The 18,661-nt window shown below is 29.1% G+C and carries 20 protein-coding genes; 2 read left to right on the top strand and 18 right to left on the bottom strand.

The window, feature by feature from the left end; translation table 11 throughout:
- Positions 1-11: 11 nt before the first annotated feature.
- Positions 12-689: a SprT family zinc-dependent metalloprotease gene (locus Q0V24_RS04155; protein ID WP_297518861.1), complete on the bottom strand. Its 678-nt coding sequence runs from the start codon at positions 687-689 to the stop codon at positions 12-14.
- An 88-nt stretch (positions 690-777) separates the two neighbouring features.
- On the opposite strand from Q0V24_RS04155, the gene Q0V24_RS04150 reads away from it, so the two are divergent.
- Complete coding sequence (locus tag Q0V24_RS04150) at positions 778-1,647, top strand: 50S ribosomal protein L11 methyltransferase (RefSeq protein ID WP_297518860.1); 870 nt, start codon at positions 778-780, stop codon at positions 1,645-1,647.
- A gap of 21 nt (positions 1,648-1,668) precedes the next feature.
- Here the strand turns inward: Q0V24_RS04150 and Q0V24_RS04145 are convergent, their stop codons facing one another.
- From Q0V24_RS04145 to Q0V24_RS04100, 10 genes are all read right to left on the bottom strand, one after another.
- Positions 1,669-2,322, bottom strand: a complete 654-nt coding sequence (locus tag Q0V24_RS04145) for a hypothetical protein (RefSeq protein ID WP_297518859.1) — start codon at positions 2,320-2,322, stop codon at positions 1,669-1,671.
- Positions 2,323-2,554: 232 nt separating this feature from the next.
- Positions 2,555-2,881 carry a phosphoribosyl-ATP diphosphatase gene (gene hisE, locus Q0V24_RS04140; protein WP_297518858.1) on the bottom strand — a complete coding sequence of 109 codons (327 nt, stop codon included), beginning with the start codon at positions 2,879-2,881 and terminating at the stop codon, positions 2,555-2,557.
- A gap of 20 nt (positions 2,882-2,901) precedes the next feature.
- A complete protein-coding gene (hisI, locus tag Q0V24_RS04135; protein ID WP_297518857.1) occupies positions 2,902-3,234 on the bottom strand; it encodes a phosphoribosyl-AMP cyclohydrolase in 333 nt (110 codons plus the stop codon).
- A gap of 6 nt (positions 3,235-3,240) precedes the next feature.
- Complete coding sequence (hisF, locus tag Q0V24_RS04130; protein WP_297518856.1) at positions 3,241-4,002, bottom strand: imidazole glycerol phosphate synthase subunit HisF; 762 nt, start codon at positions 4,000-4,002, stop codon at positions 3,241-3,243.
- Positions 4,003-4,019: 17 nt separating this feature from the next.
- Positions 4,020-4,733 (bottom strand): 1-(5-phosphoribosyl)-5-[(5-phosphoribosylamino)methylideneamino]imidazole-4-carboxamide isomerase, encoded by a 714-nt coding sequence (gene hisA / locus Q0V24_RS04125; protein WP_297518855.1) that lies wholly within the window; start codon positions 4,731-4,733, stop codon positions 4,020-4,022.
- A gap of 8 nt (positions 4,734-4,741) precedes the next feature.
- Positions 4,742-5,326 carry an imidazoleglycerol-phosphate dehydratase HisB gene (hisB, locus tag Q0V24_RS04120; protein ID WP_297518854.1) on the bottom strand — a complete coding sequence of 195 codons (585 nt, stop codon included), beginning with the start codon at positions 5,324-5,326 and terminating at the stop codon, positions 4,742-4,744.
- Between the two features lie 9 nt (positions 5,327-5,335).
- Positions 5,336-6,322, bottom strand: coding sequence for a histidinol-phosphate transaminase (locus tag Q0V24_RS04115; protein ID WP_297518853.1), 987 nt, complete (start codon positions 6,320-6,322; stop codon positions 5,336-5,338).
- Positions 6,322-7,605 (bottom strand): histidinol dehydrogenase, encoded by a 1,284-nt coding sequence (hisD, locus tag Q0V24_RS04110; RefSeq protein ID WP_297518852.1) that lies wholly within the window; start codon positions 7,603-7,605, stop codon positions 6,322-6,324. Before hisD ends, Q0V24_RS04115 begins: the two co-directional genes overlap by 1 nt.
- A 12-nt stretch (positions 7,606-7,617) precedes the next feature.
- Positions 7,618-8,244, bottom strand: coding sequence for an ATP phosphoribosyltransferase (hisG, locus tag Q0V24_RS04105; protein WP_297518851.1), 627 nt, complete (start codon positions 8,242-8,244; stop codon positions 7,618-7,620).
- Positions 8,241-9,344: an ATP phosphoribosyltransferase regulatory subunit gene (locus Q0V24_RS04100; protein WP_297518850.1), complete on the bottom strand. Its 1,104-nt coding sequence runs from the start codon at positions 9,342-9,344 to the stop codon at positions 8,241-8,243. Before Q0V24_RS04100 ends, hisG begins: the two co-directional genes overlap by 4 nt.
- A gap of 178 nt (positions 9,345-9,522) precedes the next feature.
- On the opposite strand from Q0V24_RS04100, the gene Q0V24_RS04095 reads away from it, so the two are divergent.
- Complete coding sequence (locus Q0V24_RS04095) at positions 9,523-10,383, top strand: vanadium-dependent haloperoxidase (protein WP_297518849.1); 861 nt, start codon at positions 9,523-9,525, stop codon at positions 10,381-10,383.
- A gap of 43 nt (positions 10,384-10,426) precedes the next feature.
- Here Q0V24_RS04095 and Q0V24_RS04090 read toward each other — a convergent pair whose 3' ends face one another.
- The 7 genes from Q0V24_RS04090 to Q0V24_RS04060 form a co-directional block, all read right to left on the bottom strand.
- On the bottom strand, positions 10,427-11,215 hold the full coding sequence (locus Q0V24_RS04090; RefSeq protein ID WP_297518848.1) for a TIGR00266 family protein: 789 nt from the start codon (positions 11,213-11,215) through the stop codon (positions 10,427-10,429).
- Positions 11,216-11,402: 187 nt separating this feature from the next.
- Positions 11,403-12,521: a M20/M25/M40 family metallo-hydrolase gene (locus tag Q0V24_RS04085; protein WP_297518847.1), complete on the bottom strand. Its 1,119-nt coding sequence runs from the start codon at positions 12,519-12,521 to the stop codon at positions 11,403-11,405.
- A gap of 246 nt (positions 12,522-12,767) precedes the next feature.
- Entirely contained in the window at positions 12,768-13,475 is a 708-nt protein-coding gene (gene pflA, locus Q0V24_RS04080; RefSeq protein ID WP_297518846.1) for a pyruvate formate-lyase-activating protein, read from the bottom strand.
- A 124-nt stretch (positions 13,476-13,599) separates the two neighbouring features.
- Positions 13,600-15,828, bottom strand: coding sequence for a formate C-acetyltransferase (pflB, locus tag Q0V24_RS04075; RefSeq protein WP_297518845.1), 2,229 nt, complete (start codon positions 15,826-15,828; stop codon positions 13,600-13,602).
- A 558-nt stretch (positions 15,829-16,386) separates the two neighbouring features.
- On the bottom strand, positions 16,387-16,953 hold the full coding sequence (pyrE, locus tag Q0V24_RS04070) for an orotate phosphoribosyltransferase (RefSeq protein WP_297518844.1): 567 nt from the start codon (positions 16,951-16,953) through the stop codon (positions 16,387-16,389).
- 38 nt (positions 16,954-16,991) lie between these two features.
- The gene (locus tag Q0V24_RS04065) at positions 16,992-17,891 is read right to left on the bottom strand and encodes a dihydroorotate dehydrogenase (RefSeq protein WP_297518843.1); all 900 of its coding nucleotides are present in this window, start codon (positions 17,889-17,891) and stop codon (positions 16,992-16,994) included.
- Positions 17,892-17,905: 14 nt separating this feature from the next.
- On the bottom strand, positions 17,906-18,652 hold the full coding sequence (locus Q0V24_RS04060; protein WP_297518842.1) for a dihydroorotate dehydrogenase electron transfer subunit: 747 nt from the start codon (positions 18,650-18,652) through the stop codon (positions 17,906-17,908).
- Positions 18,653-18,661: the final 9 nt, after the last annotated feature.

The following is an 18,661-nucleotide window of genomic DNA, read 5'->3' as shown; positions in this document are numbered from 1 at the left end:
AAACTACAGTTTTACAAATCTAACTTAAAAGCTATTTCTTTTAGCTCTCTCCTTAAACTAATATAATCTGGTATTATTTTTTTTACTTGATTCCAAAAATCACTTGAATGATTTTTATGTGGCATATGACTCATTTCATGTATAACTAGATAATCTACAATTTCCTTTCTTGCCATTATTATTTTAAAATTGAAATTAAGATTATTATCAAATGAGCAACTTCCCCACCGTCTTTTTTGATTTTTAATTTTAATAATTTTAGCCTCTTCTCTAAAATTACTTGAAAAATAATCAACTCTTCCTATTATATAATCTCTTGCTAAAATTTTATATAATTTTTCTAATGATTTTTTAGTATTTTCTTTTTTTGCATATATAATCTTCTTTTCTATATCTATTTTTTCTTCTTTTGCAAATACAAGTATATATAACTCTCCTAGATATAAGAATTTTTCACCTTCTTCAAAAGACCTTGTAATTACAAAATTATTTTTCTTCTTAATCTGTTCAACATTTTCTTTTATCCACTCAAATCTTTTAGATAGTATTTTATCTATATTCTCCTTAGATATTTTTTTAGGCATTCTTATTATAGTTTTTCCTTTGTTATCAACTTCTATAGATACTGATTTTTTTTCTAATTTTATAACTTCTATCTCTATACCTTGTTCTATTAATTTTTTTATCATAATAGCCCTCCATAATAAATTTTAACATAATAGTTAATTTTAAAATATATGTTATAATAGCTTTTGACACAAACTAAGGAGGAATTTTATGTTTATAATAACTTTTAAGACAAATAGCAGCGATATAGATGCTAAAATTGAAAAATTACAACTGAATGATGTATTTAATACGTATTATGAAGCAGCTCTTAATATAACTACTGATAATTGGGGCTATGGATATGAAGAAAAAGAAAATGAAATTTTAGATTTACATATAGTTTTTGATGCAGATGAATCAAAACTTGAAGCTTTCTTAATAAAAATTTCTGATATACTAGATGACTTCTCTTTTGAAGTTAAGGAAGAAAATTATAACTATGAAGAAACTATTTTCCCATCAGTTCAGATAAATGATTCTTGGATTCTTATTAATCCTAATGAAGAAAGTCAAAATATTAATAGAATCAACTTTATTTCACAAGGTGCTTTTGGTACTGGTCTTCATGAAACTACAAAAGATATTTTATCTTTAATACTTAAAAAAGATTTTTCTAATAAAACAGTAATGGATATTGGTACTGGTTCTGGAATATTGGCTATTGCTACAGCACTTAAAAGTGCAAAAAAAGTAACTGCTGTTGATATTCGCGACGTAGAAGAGGAGGTTATGTTAAATGCCTCATTTAATGATCTTTCTACTATAGAAGTAAAAGTTGGAAATGCTTTAACAAATGATTTCACTGTAGATCCTCTATATGATTGGATATATATAAATATCGGCGGTGAAGAGACTCAAATGTTTATGGAATATATTGATAGCCACCTAAAAAAAGATGGTATGCTTCTTGTATCAGGACTTGTTGAGTGGAGTTTTGACTTTGTTAAATCAAAAGTTGAAGAACATTCTTATGAAATGACTCAAAAACTTCAAACCAATGAATGGTGTACTGCTATATTTAAAAAAATACAGAAATAGGCATAGCCTATCTCTGTATTTTTATAAATTTACCACTATATCGTTTCCATCACAAATCTCACTAAGAACCTCTGCTATAAAGTTTATTATAGTAACATTATTTTTATGATTTGCTAAAAATTCATTTAATTCCTCTTTATTCTTTGCCCCTAAATCATTTACTATTTTCTCCCTAAAATACTCATCTTCATGTTCTAATATGCTTTCAAAAAGTGCCTCTGTTCCTAAATATATTTCCATATTAGATTTTATAAACTCGTCCTTTGAAAAATATAAATTTATATTTTCAATTAATTCTATAAACGCAGTTTCGCCTATATCATTTTTCTCATATTCAAACTCTTCTAATGAATTATAAAAAAATGAATATCTTTTAATAAGCTCGTTACTATTACTAATATCATTTCCCATAAAAAAATTCAAAACATCTTTATAATCTTGTATTTCAACTTTTCTTATACTCTTTTGTAAATTTATTTTATTATATACAAATGTGGGTAATGCAACATATTTAATAAACTTTATAAGTTCTAATCTATTTTTAAAGAAAAAATATTTTGAATACTTATTATCATTACATAAATCTTTCACATTAAAACTAACTATATATTCATGACTTTTAATATATTTTTTGCAATGGTTAATATGTTCTGACCAATAGTGTACTATGCTCATTTAATTTCACCTTCCTATTGAAAACTCTATTAGTTATTATATGAATATGTAATATTTACAATGCTATAAAAAAAAATTTATAGCATCTTATATAATACTATCTTAACATAAAAAATATTTTAAATTATAACATAATAATTAATTTTTTCTTTTTTTGGAATTTTAAGGGTATTTTATTTTTATATAAGACTATATAAATTTAGCCACATCATTTTTTTGATGTGGCTAAACATTATATAATTTCTATATCTTTTCTCTCAGTCTTTAAATTCCCCATTTTTTTATTTCTAAGTTCTATATTATTTGATATATCTTGTGTAGATATATCAAGTTGTGCCATTAATACTAACATATGATATATTAAATCACTAAATTCTTCTGTTTGCTCATTTTTATCACTATTTTTAGCTGCAATAATTACTTCTACAGATTCTTCTCCAAATTTTTTAAGAATTTTATCTATTCCCTTATCAAACAAGTAATTAGTATATGAATTCTCAAACTTATTTTCTTTCCTATCTAATATAGTAGAATATAAATTTTCGATAGATTTATCCATCCATATTCCCCCTAAGTTTTTTATTTTAATTTTCTAAAGAAACAACTTTTTTCTCCTGTATGACATGCAACACCTTTTTGTTTAACATTTAAAAGTATCGTATCATAGTCACAATCCAAAAATATTTCTTTCACTTCCTGTACATTACCAGATGTCATTCCCTTGTTCCAAAGTTCTTTTCTGCTTCTAGAATAAAAATATGTGTACCCTGTTTCTAATGTTTTCTCAAGACTCTCTTTATTCATATAAGCAAGCATTAAAACTTCTCCTGTACTCTCTTCCCTTACTATTGCAGGTACTAATCCATAACTTTTATCAAAATCAATCATATCTATATCTATTTTTTCTATCATACTATCCTACTCCTTATAAAGATTTACACCTTTATTTTTAAGATAAGTTTTAAGTTCTGGTATTTGTATTTCTTTATAGTGAAAAATAGAAGCTGCAAGCGCACTATCTGCTATATCAGTTTTAAATACATCATAAAAATCCTCTAACGTTCCACACCCACCTGATGCTATCACTATAGCCCCTGTTGCATCTTTTACAGCTTTTGTTAAAGCTAAATCATAACCTTTTTTCTCACCATCTTCATCAAGTGAAGTAAGTAATATTTCATTTACTCCCATAGCCCTTGCTTCTTTTGCCCATTCTACAACATCTATTCCTGTATCTTTTTCTCCGCCATTTACTACAACATTCCAAGTTCCTTTTTCATTTCTTTTTCCATCTAAAGCTAACACAACTTTATCAGCTCCAAACTTATCTATTGCTTCTTTTAAAAAAACTTTGTTTTTAATAGCAGCTGAATTAATTCCTATTTTATTTGCCCCTACTGCTAAAACCTCTTCTATATCCTCTAAACTTTTAATTCCTCCACCAACTGTAAATGGTATATTAATATTTTTTGATATAAGAGAAACTAAATCTTTTCTTGTTTTTCTTTCTTCATTAGTCGCTGCAATATCTAAAAATACTAATTCATCAGCACCTTGTGCACAATAATCTTTTGCAATATCTACTGGGTCACCAACTTCTTTTATATTTACAAAGTTTATTCCCTTAACTACTTTCCCATCCTTCATATCTAAACATGGTATTATTTTTTTCCCTATCATAATATTCACCCCTTATATTAATTTGTTATTTTGATAGCTTCTTCTAAATCTAAATTACCTGAATATATTGCCTTGCCAGTTATTGCCCCATAAATATCTAATTCATTTAATTTAACTATCTCTTGTATATCCTTTATTCCACCTGATGCAGTGATATCTACATTGATATTCTTAGACAGTTCTTTTAACATTTCTATGTTACAACCTTCTAATGTTCCATCCTTAGATATATCTGTCAAAATTATATTTCTAACACCTATATTTTCTAATTCTTTACAAAAATTAATATAGGTGATATCACTCTTTTCTATCCAGCCATGTGTGCACACAAAACCATCTTTGCAATCTACACCAACTGCTATTTTTTCTTTATATTTAATTACAGCACTTTTTAGTAATTCTTTATCTTTTATTGCTGCTGTTCCAAGTATTACTCTTGATATTCCAAGCTTTATAAGGTCATCAATCATACTCATATTTCTAATTCCACCACCAAGTTCTACTGGAATGTTGATACTTTTCACTATTTTACTTATCAAATCATAATTTACCATTTTTCCAACTTTAGCCCCATCTAAATCAACTAAATGTAAATACTTAGCCCCCTTATTTTCAAACTCTTTTGCTAATGATATTACATCTGTTGAAATCAGTTCTTCCTTAGCATAATCCCCTTTATAAAGCCTTACAGCATTCCCATTTATTATATCTATCGCTGGTATTATAATCATACTACCTCCTATAAAATCCCCTTACTACTTTTTATAATCATATTATTCTCATCAACTGTAATAGCTTCTTTTAAAGCTCTTGCAAAGCCTTTGAAAATAGCTTCTATCTTATGATGATCATTTTTTCCATAAATCATATTTATATGAAGTGTAATTCCAGCTTTAATAGCAAGTGCTCTAAAAAACTCTTCTATCATTTCAGTTGAAAGTTCTCCAACTTTTTCTCTATTAAACGCTGAATTAAATACTAAATATCCTCTTCCACTAAAATCTAAAACTACTTGTGCTAAGGCTTCGTCCATTGGTAAATAACACATACCATATCTTCCTATGCCTTTTTTATCACCAATAGCATTTAACAATGCCTCACCAAATACTATCCCTATATCTTCTACACTATGATGGTCATCAACCTCTAAATCACCTTTGCATAAAATCTCCATATCTATTCCACTATGAAATGATAGTAAAACTAACATATGATCTAGAAAACCTATTCCAGTTTTTATATTATTTTTACCTGTCCCATCTAAATTTATATAAAAGTCTATCTCTGTTTCTTTGCTTATCCTTGAATTACTATACGCTCTCATTTTCTCACCTTATACTAAAGAATTTATACACTCTGTAACAGCTAAATTTTGTTCTTTAGTCCCTATTGTTATTCTAGCTTTTTCATCACTAAATACTCTTATATTAAAACCTTTTTTATTAAGCCTATCTTTTATCTCCTTAGCATCTTTACCCTCAAAGTATATATAGTTTGCTCCACTTTTATAAAATTTCAAATCAGTAAAGTTTTTTTCTACATTTTTTAACTTTTCAAAAACTCTACTTCTCTCTAAAACAATTTTTTCAACACTTTCAATCATTAATTCATTTTTCTTTAATGCCTGTATTGCTATATTATTTGAAATTCTATTAATATTAAATGGAACTTTCTTTAAAGTTAACTTTTCAACTTCATACTCATTACTTATTAAAAAACCTACTCTAATACTTGCAAGTCCAAAAGCTTTAGATAATGTTCTTGTAACTATTAAATTAGGATAATTATTTGTTTCATTAATAACTGTTTCTCCGAAGAATTCAAAATAAGCCTCATCTACAACTATTTTAGTATCTGTAACACTATCTAATACTTTTTTCACTTCTTTTTTAGTTAGCGCATTCCCTGTAGGATTATTAGGATTTGAAAATATCAATAACTTTGGATTAACTTCTTTTATTTTAAAAATAAATTCATCAATATTAAAATTATCCTTTTCAAAAACATACTTACATATTTTTCCACCATTTTGATTCACATAAAAATCATACATACCAAAATCAGGACTTAATGTCATAAAAATATCCCCATCAAAAATATAATTTGAAATTATAAGATTTAACATTTCATCAGAGCCATTACCTGCAATTATATTTTCTTTTCTAACCCCTGAATAATCTGCATAAGCTTTTCTCAACTCTAAATATTCATTATCAGGATATTTAAACATCACATCTTCAAAAGATAAACCACTTAGAAAATCCACTGAATTATATGGATTATATAAATTTTCATTACTATCTAAACCAATATTTTTCATTATTTTTCCATCCTAACTTTTATAGAATTTTTATGTGCAAGAAGCCCTTCTTTTTCAGCTATAAGCATTATATCTTTTCCATTTTTATTAATAGCATCCTTAGTATAATAAGTGAAAGACATTTTCTTTATAAAACTATCAACTGATAACGGAGAGAAAAACCTTGCTGTGCTATTTGTTGGTAATACATGATTCACCCCTGCAAAGTAATCACCAACTGGCTCAGGTGTATAATATCCTAAGAATACTGATGCTGCATTTTTCACTTTCTCAAAATGCTCCATAGGGTTTTGTATCATAAGTTCTAAATGTTCTGGGGCAAATTCATTAGCTACATTTATAGCATCATCTATGCTTTCACATATTATTGCCTTACTATAATTCTCTAATGAATGTTGTATAATTTCTTTTCTATCTAGTACTTTAAGTTGATTTTCAATTTCTAAATTAACCTCTTCACATAAAGATTCAGATGTTGTGACTAAAATACTTGCTGCCATTTTATCATGTTCTGCTTGTGATAAAAGATCTGCTGCTATATATTTAGGATTTGCCCCCTCATCTGCTATTACTAATATTTCACTAGGCCCTGCTATCATATCTATATCAACTACTCCATATAACTTTTTCTTTGCTGTTGCTACATATATATTTCCTGGGCCTACAATCTTATCAACCTTTGGTATACTCTTTGTCCCAAAAGCTAGTGCTGCTATAGCCTGTGCCCCACCAATGCTATAAACACAATCAATATCTGCTATTATCGCAGCCGCTGCTATAACTGGATTTATTCTTCCTGTTTTCGATGGTGGTGTAACCATAATTATATTTTTCACTCCCGCAACTTTAGCAGGTATAACATTCATCAAAACTGATGATGGATATGCTGCTATCCCTCCTGGAACATACACTCCTACATTTTCTATAGCAAGTACTCTTTGTCCTAAAAAGACACCATCTTCTTCAAAATTCACATATGAATTTTGTTTTTGTTTAACATGAAATTTTTCTATATTTTCTTTAGCTTTTTTTAGTGCATTTAAAACTTCTCTAGATACTTTTCTAGCTGCAAGTTGCAATTCTTTTCTAGTTATAATAAAGTCTTCTATATCTATTCCATCAAATAACTTAGAATATTCTTTTAATGCTACATCTCCATTAAGTTTTGTATTCTCAATAATTCTATCTACATCTTCCTCTATTTGAGCAGGAGTTGCTATAACCCTATCCTCAAAAACTTTTTCTATACTATCTCCCTTATTGTAAAAACTCACCTTTAACATTATAAACTCTCCTTACCTTACTACTTTATCTAGCAAATTAACTAATGGTAATAATTGTTCTTGTTTCATCTTAAAACTAACCTTATTCGCTATTAGCCTTGCACTTATATTACAGACTTCATCTAACACAACTAATCCATTTTCTTTGAGTGTAGTCCCTGTTTCCATAATATCTACTATCCCATCACATAACCCAAGAATAGGCGCAAGTTCTACAGAGCCCTCTATTTTAATTACCTCTACATCCATATAACGCTTTTTAAAATATTCAGTTGCTACTTCTGGATACTTTGATGCAATCTTAACATGTCCAACTCTTTCAAATAAATTTATATTCGGCATTCCTGCTACTATAAATTTACACACTCCAAATTTCATATCTAAAATTTCATAATAATCTTTTCCAGAGTACATAAGTGAATCTTTCCCTACAATTGCAAGGTCTGCAACGCCATGTTCTACATAAGTTATTGCATCATTAGCCTTAACTAAAAAATAATTTATATCATTTTCCTCATCTCTAAATACTAACTTTCTTCCTTTATTTTTTAGACTCTCACAATTTAGTCCTGCTTTTTCAAATATCTCAATAGCATTTTTTTCAAGTCTTCCCTTTGTAAGTGCTATATTTATAGTCATGATAATTCCTCCTTAACAAGAATTATTTTTTTACCTTCCTGATTTAATTTTATTGCCTCTTTTAATATTGCAATGTAATTCTCATCAGTATATGATAACTTACTCGCATCTTCTTTTTCTATGCTTTCCATATTAACTAATAAATCATCAATATTTAAAGAAAATCCAATTGCACTAACATCCCTACCATATAAACTCATCAGACTATCGTACCTGCCTCCTTGAATTACATGATTTCCTTGATTCTCTAAATACCCCTTAAATACAACACCTGAGTAATAGTCAATCTTTGATGCAACTGATAAATCATAACTTAAATATTTATCTAAGCCTAGTTCCTTAAAAACTCCATATAATTTTTCAATATAATCAACATATTCCTGTATTATTATATCTTTTATATATTTTTTTTCATTTTTCAAATTACTAAAATCACCAAACATCCATGGAAATTGTTTTAAAAATATTTTTAAATTATCTTCTAAATTTAATTCACCTAAAAATTCTTCTAAATCAATAAGTCTTTTTTCCTCTACTAATTCTATGAATTCATCTTTTTTCTCTATATCTAAATTCAAAAGTTTAATTACTCTTTTTACAATTCCTATATGCCCTATTTCTATCTTAAAATTTTTAATCTCTAGCCCTTTTATTGTTTCTATTGCAATTAAAATAGCCTCTACTTCTGAATGGAAATTCTCATCACTAATAAGTTCTATTCCAACTTCTAAAGATTCATTTCTTTTTCCAGAAAGTTTTTTACTCACTTTAAAAACATTAGTTGAATATCTTATTCTTATAGGTAATTTTTTATCTTTAAGTTTACTAGACACCACTCTTGCAATAGGAAGTGTTGCATCAACTTTTAAACTTAATAACTTCCCTTCTCTATCAGATAATTTATACATTTCATCTTGATTTATAGCTTTAGATATACCTTTGAAAGTATCATAAAACTCTATACTAGGTGTTATAACCTCTTCATATGAAAAATTATTAAATATTTTATTTGTACTATCTAATATTTTTTCTATCTTTAAACAATCTTCTCCAATAATGTCTCTCATTCCTATTGGTAGCTCTTTAATATTTTTAAACATAGCCCCTCCTGCACTTTATTAAAGTAAAGTGATAAATCACTAAACTACTTATATGATATTCATCTTTTCTTTATTTGTTCATGTTTATTATTAATTATTTTTAATTATTATAAATAAGTGTCAAATCCACTTATTTATTTATATACTAGTTATTATCAATTTATTTACGGAGTTTTATATGAATAACAATAATTATAAAAATTGTTGCAACTGTAACGATACATCAACACCTAAAAGTCCTGAAATATTCGACTCAATTCACCCTTACGGATGGAATATAATCCCATACCCTGGAGAGTATTTATTTCCACAGCCAGAAGAAAGAAACGCTAGTAGTTGGCCTACTTGCTTTTTAACAAAAAAAGATAATCTCTTTTATGGCTTAGGAGCATGTCCATTAAACTTTCCAATAAAAGAAGCAGATTTAGTATTTGACTTCAAAAAAGAGTTTGAATATATTTATAACATATCTAAATTTTTAACACCTAAAGAGATTGAACTTGCTCATTACTGGGGATATGGACCTCCATCAAAGCAATTTACACCAATCTTAGATATCTTAATAACTACTTATAAAGTGCCAGCTTGTAGAGCGCAAAGAATGCATTATATCCTTCATGCGGCTTTAAATGATGCTTGCGTTGTTTGTTGGCATTATAAATATGCTTTTAATGTTGTAAGGCCTGTACAATACAATCCATTATTCAAGCCAGTTTTAGCTACACCTAGACATCCATCTTATCCTGCTGGTCATTCTGTTATGGCTGGTTGTATGGTTTCTATACTTACTTATTTCTTCCCTAGCGAAGCAGAAAAACTTTATAATCTTGGAGTTGAATGTTCAGTCTCTAGACTTTATGGTGGTGTTCACTATAAGCCAGACTGTGATGAAGGATTTGTACTTGGTGAATTTATCGGTAATACTATAATTGATATTGTATCAAAAGATATCAATTCTAATCATTCTAAAATAGATTATCAATATAATGAATTTTTGGATGCACCAATTATTCCTGATACATCAAAACAGTATATTTAATAAAAACTAGGCAGTTTGAAGTAACTCAAGCTGCCTAGTTTTTTTAATCTTGAAATAAATTCCCAAGACCTCCTAAAATACTTCCTTCACCAGTATCTCGTCCCCCAACTTGTGGTGCTGCTGCAAATATTTTTGAAGCAAGACGACTAAATGGTAAGCTTTGTATCCAAACATCACCTTGCCCAGTTAAACTAGCAAAGAATATCCCCTCACCACCAAATAAACTATTCTTAATTCCTCCAACAAATTGGATATCATAATCTACATCTTTTGTCATAGCAACTAAACATCCTGTATCTACTTTTAATCTTTGACCCGGCATAATACTCTTCTTTATAATAGTTCCGCAAGCATGAATAAATATAAGTCCATCACCTTCTAACTTTTGAAGAATAAATCCTTCGCCACCAAAGAAACCAGCACCAAGTTTTCTTTTAAAATCAATCCCAACACTTACTCCTTTTGCTGCACATAAAAAAGCATCTTTCTGACAAATTATCCTGCCTTGATATCTACTTAAATCAAGTGGGATTATTTTCCCTGGATATGGTGATGCAAAAGATACTTGCTCTTTGTACCCTCCTGTATTGGTAAATGCAGTCATAAAAAGACCTTCTCCGCTAATAACACGCTTAGCAGCACCTCCAAGCATCCCTAAAAAGCCACTTTTCTTACTACTTCCATCTCCAAATATTGTTTCCATCTGTATGTTATTATCCATCATCATCATAGAACCCGCTTCTGCTATAACAGTTTCTTTTGGATCTAACTCAATTTCTACAAATTGCATGTCATCCCCATAGATTTTATAATCAATTTCATTGCTATACAAAACTATCACCACTTTCTTAAAATTATTTAATAATATAAAATATAATCCTACTACTTATATTGTCCCTATAATTTTATTTTATAATTTTATTAAAATTTATATTCACAAAAAAAGACATGAATTTAAAAAATCTAAATTCATGCCTTTTACTATTATTTCTTTTTGTTTTTATAACTTCGAAATTAGCTTAATAAATTGCTGTAGTAATTATTGCTTTTACTATTTCTGATATATTAAGTAAATCTTTTATAAATATATGTTCTTCTAATGTATGTGGCTTTCTCTCTCCACTTGCTAAATTAATAGCTATAATACCTTTTCCATTAAATATATTAGTATCACTTCCACCACCTGATGCAACTAATTTCATTGGTAAATCTACTTTTGAACAAGCTTTTTTCATATGTTCTATAATTTTATTATCTTCATTTACACTAAATGCTCCATATGATCTAGTAACTTTAATTTCAATTTGTCCACCTGCTTCATTTACAAATTTAGTAAATATATCTACCATATGCTTTGTTTGTAAATCTAAAGATTCTTCAACAGTACTTCTTGCCTCTGCTTCTATCATCACTTCTGGGCAAACAATATTTGTAACTTTACCACCATTTATTGTACCTATATTCGCAGTCGTATTTTTATCAATCCTAAGAAGTTTCATATTTGAAATAGCACTTGCAGCTATTTGAATTGCACTAATTCCAGTTTCAGGTGCAACCCCTGCATGAGCTGGTTTTCCAAGTATTTTAACTTTTAAGTTATCTTGTGCGGGCCCTTGTATAGTAACAACTCCAATATCGCCACTACTATCTAGTATAAATGCTTTTTTTGCTGTTATTTTTGAATAATCCAAGTTCTTTGACCCAAGAAGTCCAACTTCCTCTGCTACTGTAAATACAAGTTCTATACTTGGATAATCTTCTTTATTTTCTTTAAGTGTTAGTATAGCTTCTAAAATACCTGCTATACCGGCCTTATCATCTCCACCAAGGATAGTAGTTCCATTAGTACATATCATATCATCTTTTATTATAGGCTTTATACCAACGCCTGGAGTAACTGTATCCATATGACCTGAGAATAGTACTGTCTCTCCCTCTACTGTACCTTTAAGCTTTGCAATTATATTCCCTTTACAATTTGAACCTATTTTTTCACCTGCATCATCATAGTTTACTTCAAATCCAAGCTCTATTAAGTCTTTAAATAACCTATCTGCAAAGTTTTTTTCATTATAGCTCTCACTATCTATCTTTACATACTCTATAAATCTATTAATTAATCTATTCTTATTTCTCATAATTATTCCCCCTATATTTCAACATTTTTCTTATATTAAGTATACTAACTCCAAACTCTAATATCAATATTTCTTTTCCTTATTTATACATCTTCATATTATAGCCATAATAACCTTATTCTATTATGCTAAAGAAACTGCAATGGATAGAATGGTGAAAAAACAGAAATTTTTGGTGGAACTGCTATTCTAGTTAAATAATTAAGTAAAACCACCTCAGACTTTTAAAATCTAGGTGGTTTTCTCTTATCCAAATATTTCTTTTTTCATGTCATTTAAAAGATCTTTGTCCATTGGCTCTAAACCTTCTAACTTGTACTTTATTCCCATTGTTTCATACTTATTAACACCTAAAACATGGTACGGTAATAGCTCTACTTTTTCAACATTCTTTAAAGTATCAATAAACTTTTTAAGTTTAATTAAATGTTCTTTTGAATCTGTCATCCCTGGTACTACTACATGTCTAACCCAAATTTTAGTGTTATTTTTTTGACATACTTCTAAGAATTTCATTGATTCACCCATATCTTTTCCAACTAACTCTTTATATTTATCTTTATCAATATGCTTAATATCGAATAATACTAAATCTGTATATTTTAAAATTTCATCATATCTACCAACTCCAACACCTGCTGTATCAAGAGTTGTATGAATCCCTTCTTCCTTACATAATTTAAGTGTTTCAATTAAAAAGTCTGGTTGTAATAATGGATCTCCACCTGAAAATGTCACTCCACCACCTGATGATGCAAAATAAGTTTTATATCTTTTTATCTTTTTAACAAGTTCTTCTGGTGTATATTCTTCGCCACCATTTATTGCCCATGTATCTGGATTATGACAATATGCACATCTTATTGCACATCCTTGCATAAATGCAACAAATCTTATTCCAGGTCCATCTACAAGTCCCATTGTCTCTATTGAATGTAATCTTCCTTTTGTCATATAAAATCCCCCCTAACAAATTTAAATAAAATGTAATTGTATCATATTTAAATCGTAAAATACTATTAAAAAAAGGCATGAAAGCTAAGCTTTCATACCTTTTACTTTAAAACTCTCCTATAAATTATATAGTTGAGTGGAATGTTCTGCTTATAACTTCTTGTTGTTGTGCTCTTGTAAGTCTAGCAAAGTTAACAGCGTATCCTGATACTCTTATTGTTAATGTTGGGTACTTCTCTGGATTCTCCATAGCGTCTAATAATGTATCTCTGTTAAATACATTTACGTTTAAATGGTGAGCTCCTTGTGCAAAGTAACCATCAAGTAATCCAACAAGGTTTGTTGTTCTACCATCCATATCTTTTCCTAAAGCATCTGGAACGATTGAGAATGTATTTGAAACTCCATCTTCACAAACATTTAAATATGGTATTTTAGCAACTGAATTTAAACTTGCTAATGCTCCACTTGAATCTCTTCCGTGCATTGGGTTTCCACCTGGTGCGAAAGCTTCTCCAATTTTTCTTCCATCAGGTGTTGAACCTGTTTTCTTACCATAAACAACATTAGATGTTATTGTTAAGATTGAAAGTGTGTGTTTAGCATTTCTATATAATGGGTGCTCTTTAAGATCTGAACTAAATGTAGTAACAACTTCTACAGCTAAATCATCAACTCTATCATCGTCATTACCAAATTTAGGGAATTCTCCTTCAATTTCAAAATCAGTAGCAATTCCATTTTCATTTCTTATTGGCTTAACCTTAGCATACTTAATAGCACTTAATGAGTCAGCTACAACTGAAAGTCCAGCTATACCAAATGCCATTAATCTTTCTACTTCAGTATCGTGTAATGCCATTTGTCCTGCTTCATAAGCATATTTATCATGCATAAAGTGAATTACATTCATTGTATCAACATAAAGTTTTGCAACTTTATCAAGTACGATTTGGTATCCAACTTTAACTGTTGCAAAATCTAAAATTTCATCTGTTATTGGAGCTATTCCTTCTATAACAGTTTTTCCAGTTTTCTCATCTATACCACCATTAATTGTGTAAAGTAATGCTTTAGCAAGGTTTGTTCTTGCTCCGAAGAATTGCATTTGCTTACCAATTTTCATAGCTGATACACAACAAGCGATTGAGTAGTCATCACCATATAATGGTCTCATAACTTCATCATTCTCATATTGGATAGCATCTGTTTTGATTGATATTTCAGCACAGAATTTTTTGAATCCTGTTGGTAATTTATCTGACCATAAAACTGTTAAGTTTGGCTCTGGTGCTGGTCCAAGATTTATTAATGTGTGAAGGTATCTAAATGAGTTTTTAGTAACAAGTGATTTACCATTAACCCCCATACCTGCTATTCCTTCTGTAACCCATGTAGGATCTCCAGCAAATAAGTCATTATATTCTGGTGTTCTAAGATGTCTTACAAGTCTTAATTTGATTATTAATTGATCTATTAATTCTTGTGCATCAGCCTCTGTGATTAATCCATTTTGTAAATCTCTCTCAATGTAGATATCTAAGAATGTAGATGTTCTACCAATTGACATAGCTGCTCCATTATTTTCTTTGATAGCTGCTAAGTAACCAAAGTAAAGTGCTTGTACTGCCTCTTGAGCTGTAACAGCTGGCTTAGAAATATCTGAACCATATTTAGCTGCCATTGCTTTAATAGCTGCAAGTGCTCTTATTTGCATATTTACTTCTTCTCTTTGTCTGATTAAGTCATTTAACATATCACCTTGTAAAGCTTCTAAATCTTTTTTCTTCTCATCTACAAGATAATCTATTCCGTAAAGTGCTATTCTTCTATAGTCACCTATTATTCTACCTCTACCATATGCATCTGGAAGTCCTGTTAAAAGACCTGCTGATCTTGCTGCTCTTGTTTCTTTTGTATAAGCATCAAATACACCTTGGTTGTGTGTTTTTCTATATTCATTGAAGTGCTCTCCGATAGCTGGATCTAATTCATATCCATACTCTTTTAATGCACTTTCTACCATTCTCATACCACCGTATGGGTTTACTATTCTCTTAAGTGGTGCATCTGTTTGAAGTCCTACTATAACTTCATTTGATTGATCTATATATCCTGCTTCATAGTTATTTATTCCTGATACTCTATCAGTTGCAACATCTATAATTCCTTTTTGAACCTCTTCTATTATTAAAGCTTGAGCTTTTCCCCATACTTTATCTGTTTTATCTGTTGTTCCAACTAAGAATTCTTTATCCCCTTTATACTCTACATAGTTCTTTTGAATAAAGTTTCTTACATCAATTCCCTCTGCCCAAGTTCCTGTGTTGAATCCATCCCATTGTTTAAACATAACTAAAAGACCTCCTAAAATTTTTCATTATTTTGTTAAAAATATAACTATCTTTAAACTCAACTAAATTTAGTTTCCATCTTATACTAATACTTTAGCATTAATGGTACCTCTTGTAAATATAGTAACAGTAAATATTACTCTTTCTTAACATTCTTATACTAAACGCTTCATAAAACTGCTATTTCACTAGTTTTAAGGCACTTTTAAAGTGTTTATAAAAATTTAATATTTATATATTACTAATTAATAATTTCTCTTAATAAGACAATTATACTATATAATACCATTAACTACCTAATTCTGTTACCCTTGTAAACACTTACATTAATATTTTTTTAACTAAGTTTTTGAAATTTTCATTTCCTTTACCTATGATTTAATTATATCACCAAATTTACCATTTACTTGAATTGACTGAAAATTTTATATTTAAAGACTTTTTATACTCTATAAATTTATACTCTACTAATTATTATTCATTCCATTTTTATATAATAATTTAGATAAAAAAATACTCCCATGCATAATTACTACATGAGAGTATTTTTTTCTTTATTATTTTATTTTTCTACTTCCTGGTTTAACATATGCTGTTCCTTCCTTACATAAAGGACAATTATCTGCATCATAAGTTTCAATTTCAAGTTTTACTGAACTAAACATTGGATAATCTGTTACTTTTGTAGAAGTTCTATCAACCATGCATATAACTGCAACTACCACTCCACCATGAGCTTCTATTACTGCTGCTGCTTCTTTAAAGCTTTTTCCTGTTGTAACAACATCTTCTGTTATTATAACTCTTTGACCTTCTTTAATTTCAAATCCTCTTCTTAAAGTCATTTCTCCATTTTCTCTCTCTGTAAATATAGCTGGCTTTCCAAGTTGTCTTCCAATTTCATAAGCAACTATAACTCCCCCCATAGCAGGTCCTACAACTAAGTCGCATTCTACATTAGCTTCTTTTAATTTATCTACAACTACTGATAAAACTTTTTCTGCTTTCTCTGGGTGTTGTAATACCTTTGCACACTGACAGTATCCGTTTGAATGTTTTCCTGAAGATAATAAGAAATGTCCTTCTAATAATGCCCCTGCTTCTTTTAATGTTTGAATTACCATAATAAATTCCTCCTAATATTTTTTATTCTAAATTGTATCTATTTAATTATTCCAACTATCTCATTAATATTTTTGATTCCTTCTCTAGTACAGAAATCTTCCATACCTTTAATTATTTCTAAGCCTGCAGTTGGATTTATAAAATTAACTGTTCCTATTTGTATAGCATTTGCTCCAGCCATCATAAATTCTATTGCATCCTCTGCTGTAGATATCCCACCAAGTCCTATAACTGGTATATCTATAGCTTTTGATACTTCATAAACCATTCTTAATGCTATTGGCTTTATTGCTGGGCCTGATAATCCTGCAAATTTATTATTAAATATTGTCTCTCTTTTATTTATATCAATTGCCATACCTTTTAATGTATTTATAAGTGAGATAGAATCTGCCCCACCTTCTTGACACTTTATAGCCATATCCACTATATCTTCTGCATTTGGTGATAATTTAACCATTAAAGGTTTATTTGTTAATGCTTTTATTTTTGATACAACATCTTTTGCTACATCAGATTTTATTCCAAAAGCCATTCCACCTGATTTTACATTAGGACATGATATATTAAGTTCTATCATATCTACATCTGTATCATTAAGTAATATTATTCCTTTTTCATAATCTTCTATTGTACCACCACCAAGGTTTGCAATAATATTTGTATTTAATTTTCTCATTTTTGGAAGTTCATTTTTTATAAAACCTTCAACACCTGGATTTTGAAGCCCAACTGAGTTCATTATCCCCTGTGGTGTTTCATAAATTCTTATTCCATCATTACCTTGCTTCTCATTTAAAGTTAGACCTTTTGATGAAATTCCACCAAGAATTCCAACATCATAAAAATTATTATACTCTGCTCCAAAGCCAAATGTCCCTGATGCTCCTATTACTGGATTTTTAAACTCTACTCCATTTATACTAACTTCTAACATAGATCTTCCCCCCCTTAAAACTCGATGTCTAAGCCATTGAAGACTGGACCATCTTTGCAAGTTCTTTTATTTCCTGATTTTGTTTTACATGTACATACAAGACAAGCTCCAACCCCGCAAGCCATGTGCTTTTCCATAGAGATAAATATCTCCACATTGTTTTCTTTAGCTATTTCAACTACTTTTTTCATCATAACTTCTGGTCCACAGCATAGTATTGTATCATAATTTTTTATATTTTCAATTAAAGGCTTTGTTACAAATCCTTTGATTCCATATTTTCCTGTATTTGTACTTATATAAGTTTTCTCTACATAATTTTCTATTTCATCAGCAAGATATATCTCATCTCTAAATCCACCATAGAAATCCATTTTTACTTCACTATTTTTTTTTCTAATTCCTTTAGCAACTTCAAGCATTGGTGCAACACCAATTCCACCACCAACTAAAGCAACTTTTCCATATTCTCGTTCTGTATCAAAACCATTTCCAAGAGGTCCTATAAGTTTTAATGTTTGACCATTTTTCATATTTTTAAGTTCATTTGTTCCAGTTCCAACTACTGCATAAACAAATCTTATTATATCCGCTTCAACTTCACAAACACTTATTGGTCTTCCAAGAAAAGCAATTTCTCCTTTAAGCATATAGAACTGACCTGCTCTTACTCCCTCTTTATGCTTAACTTTCATAGAGAATATTCCCTGTGAAATTTCTTTATTTTCTATAACTGTTGTATTTACATATTCCATAGACATATCTCACCA

Origin of the sequence: uncultured Clostridium sp. (assembly GCF_947039605.1) — a bacterium.
GTDB lineage: Bacteria > Bacillota > Clostridia > Clostridiales > Clostridiaceae > Sarcina.
This window is presented reverse-complemented; position numbering and strand designations above follow the sequence as displayed.

Coding starts and splice junctions, on each gene's coding strand:
- Q0V24_RS04155 (WP_297518861.1), bottom strand. CDS start 689: ATGATAAAAAAATTAATAGAACAAGGTATAGAGATAGAAGTTATAAAA.
- Q0V24_RS04150 (WP_297518860.1), top strand. CDS start 778: ATGTTTATAATAACTTTTAAGACAAATAGCAGCGATATAGATGCTAAA.
- Q0V24_RS04145 (WP_297518859.1), bottom strand. CDS start 2,322: ATGAGCATAGTACACTATTGGTCAGAACATATTAACCATTGCAAAAAA.
- hisE (WP_297518858.1), bottom strand. CDS start 2,881: ATGGATAAATCTATCGAAAATTTATATTCTACTATATTAGATAGGAAA.
- hisI (WP_297518857.1), bottom strand. CDS start 3,234: ATGATAGAAAAAATAGATATAGATATGATTGATTTTGATAAAAGTTAT.
- hisF (WP_297518856.1), bottom strand. CDS start 4,002: ATGATAGGGAAAAAAATAATACCATGTTTAGATATGAAGGATGGGAAA.
- hisA (WP_297518855.1), bottom strand. CDS start 4,733: ATGATTATAATACCAGCGATAGATATAATAAATGGGAATGCTGTAAGG.
- hisB (WP_297518854.1), bottom strand. CDS start 5,326: ATGAGAGCGTATAGTAATTCAAGGATAAGCAAAGAAACAGAGATAGAC.
- Q0V24_RS04115 (WP_297518853.1), bottom strand. CDS start 6,322: ATGAAAAATATTGGTTTAGATAGTAATGAAAATTTATATAATCCATAT.
- hisD (WP_297518852.1), bottom strand. CDS start 7,605: ATGTTAAAGGTGAGTTTTTACAATAAGGGAGATAGTATAGAAAAAGTT.
- hisG (WP_297518851.1), bottom strand. CDS start 8,244: ATGACTATAAATATAGCACTTACAAAGGGAAGACTTGAAAAAAATGCT.
- Q0V24_RS04100 (WP_297518850.1), bottom strand. CDS start 9,344: ATGTTTAAAAATATTAAAGAGCTACCAATAGGAATGAGAGACATTATT.
- Q0V24_RS04095 (WP_297518849.1), top strand. CDS start 9,523: ATGAATAACAATAATTATAAAAATTGTTGCAACTGTAACGATACATCA.
- Q0V24_RS04085 (WP_297518847.1), bottom strand. CDS start 12,521: ATGAGAAATAAGAATAGATTAATTAATAGATTTATAGAGTATGTAAAG.
- pflA (WP_297518846.1), bottom strand. CDS start 13,475: ATGACAAAAGGAAGATTACATTCAATAGAGACAATGGGACTTGTAGAT.
- pflB (WP_297518845.1), bottom strand. CDS start 15,828: ATGTTTAAACAATGGGATGGATTCAACACAGGAACTTGGGCAGAGGGA.
- pyrE (WP_297518844.1), bottom strand. CDS start 16,953: ATGGTAATTCAAACATTAAAAGAAGCAGGGGCATTATTAGAAGGACAT.
- Q0V24_RS04065 (WP_297518843.1), bottom strand. CDS start 17,891: ATGTTAGAAGTTAGTATAAATGGAGTAGAGTTTAAAAATCCAGTAATA.
- Q0V24_RS04060 (WP_297518842.1), bottom strand. CDS start 18,652: ATGTCTATGGAATATGTAAATACAACAGTTATAGAAAATAAAGAAATT.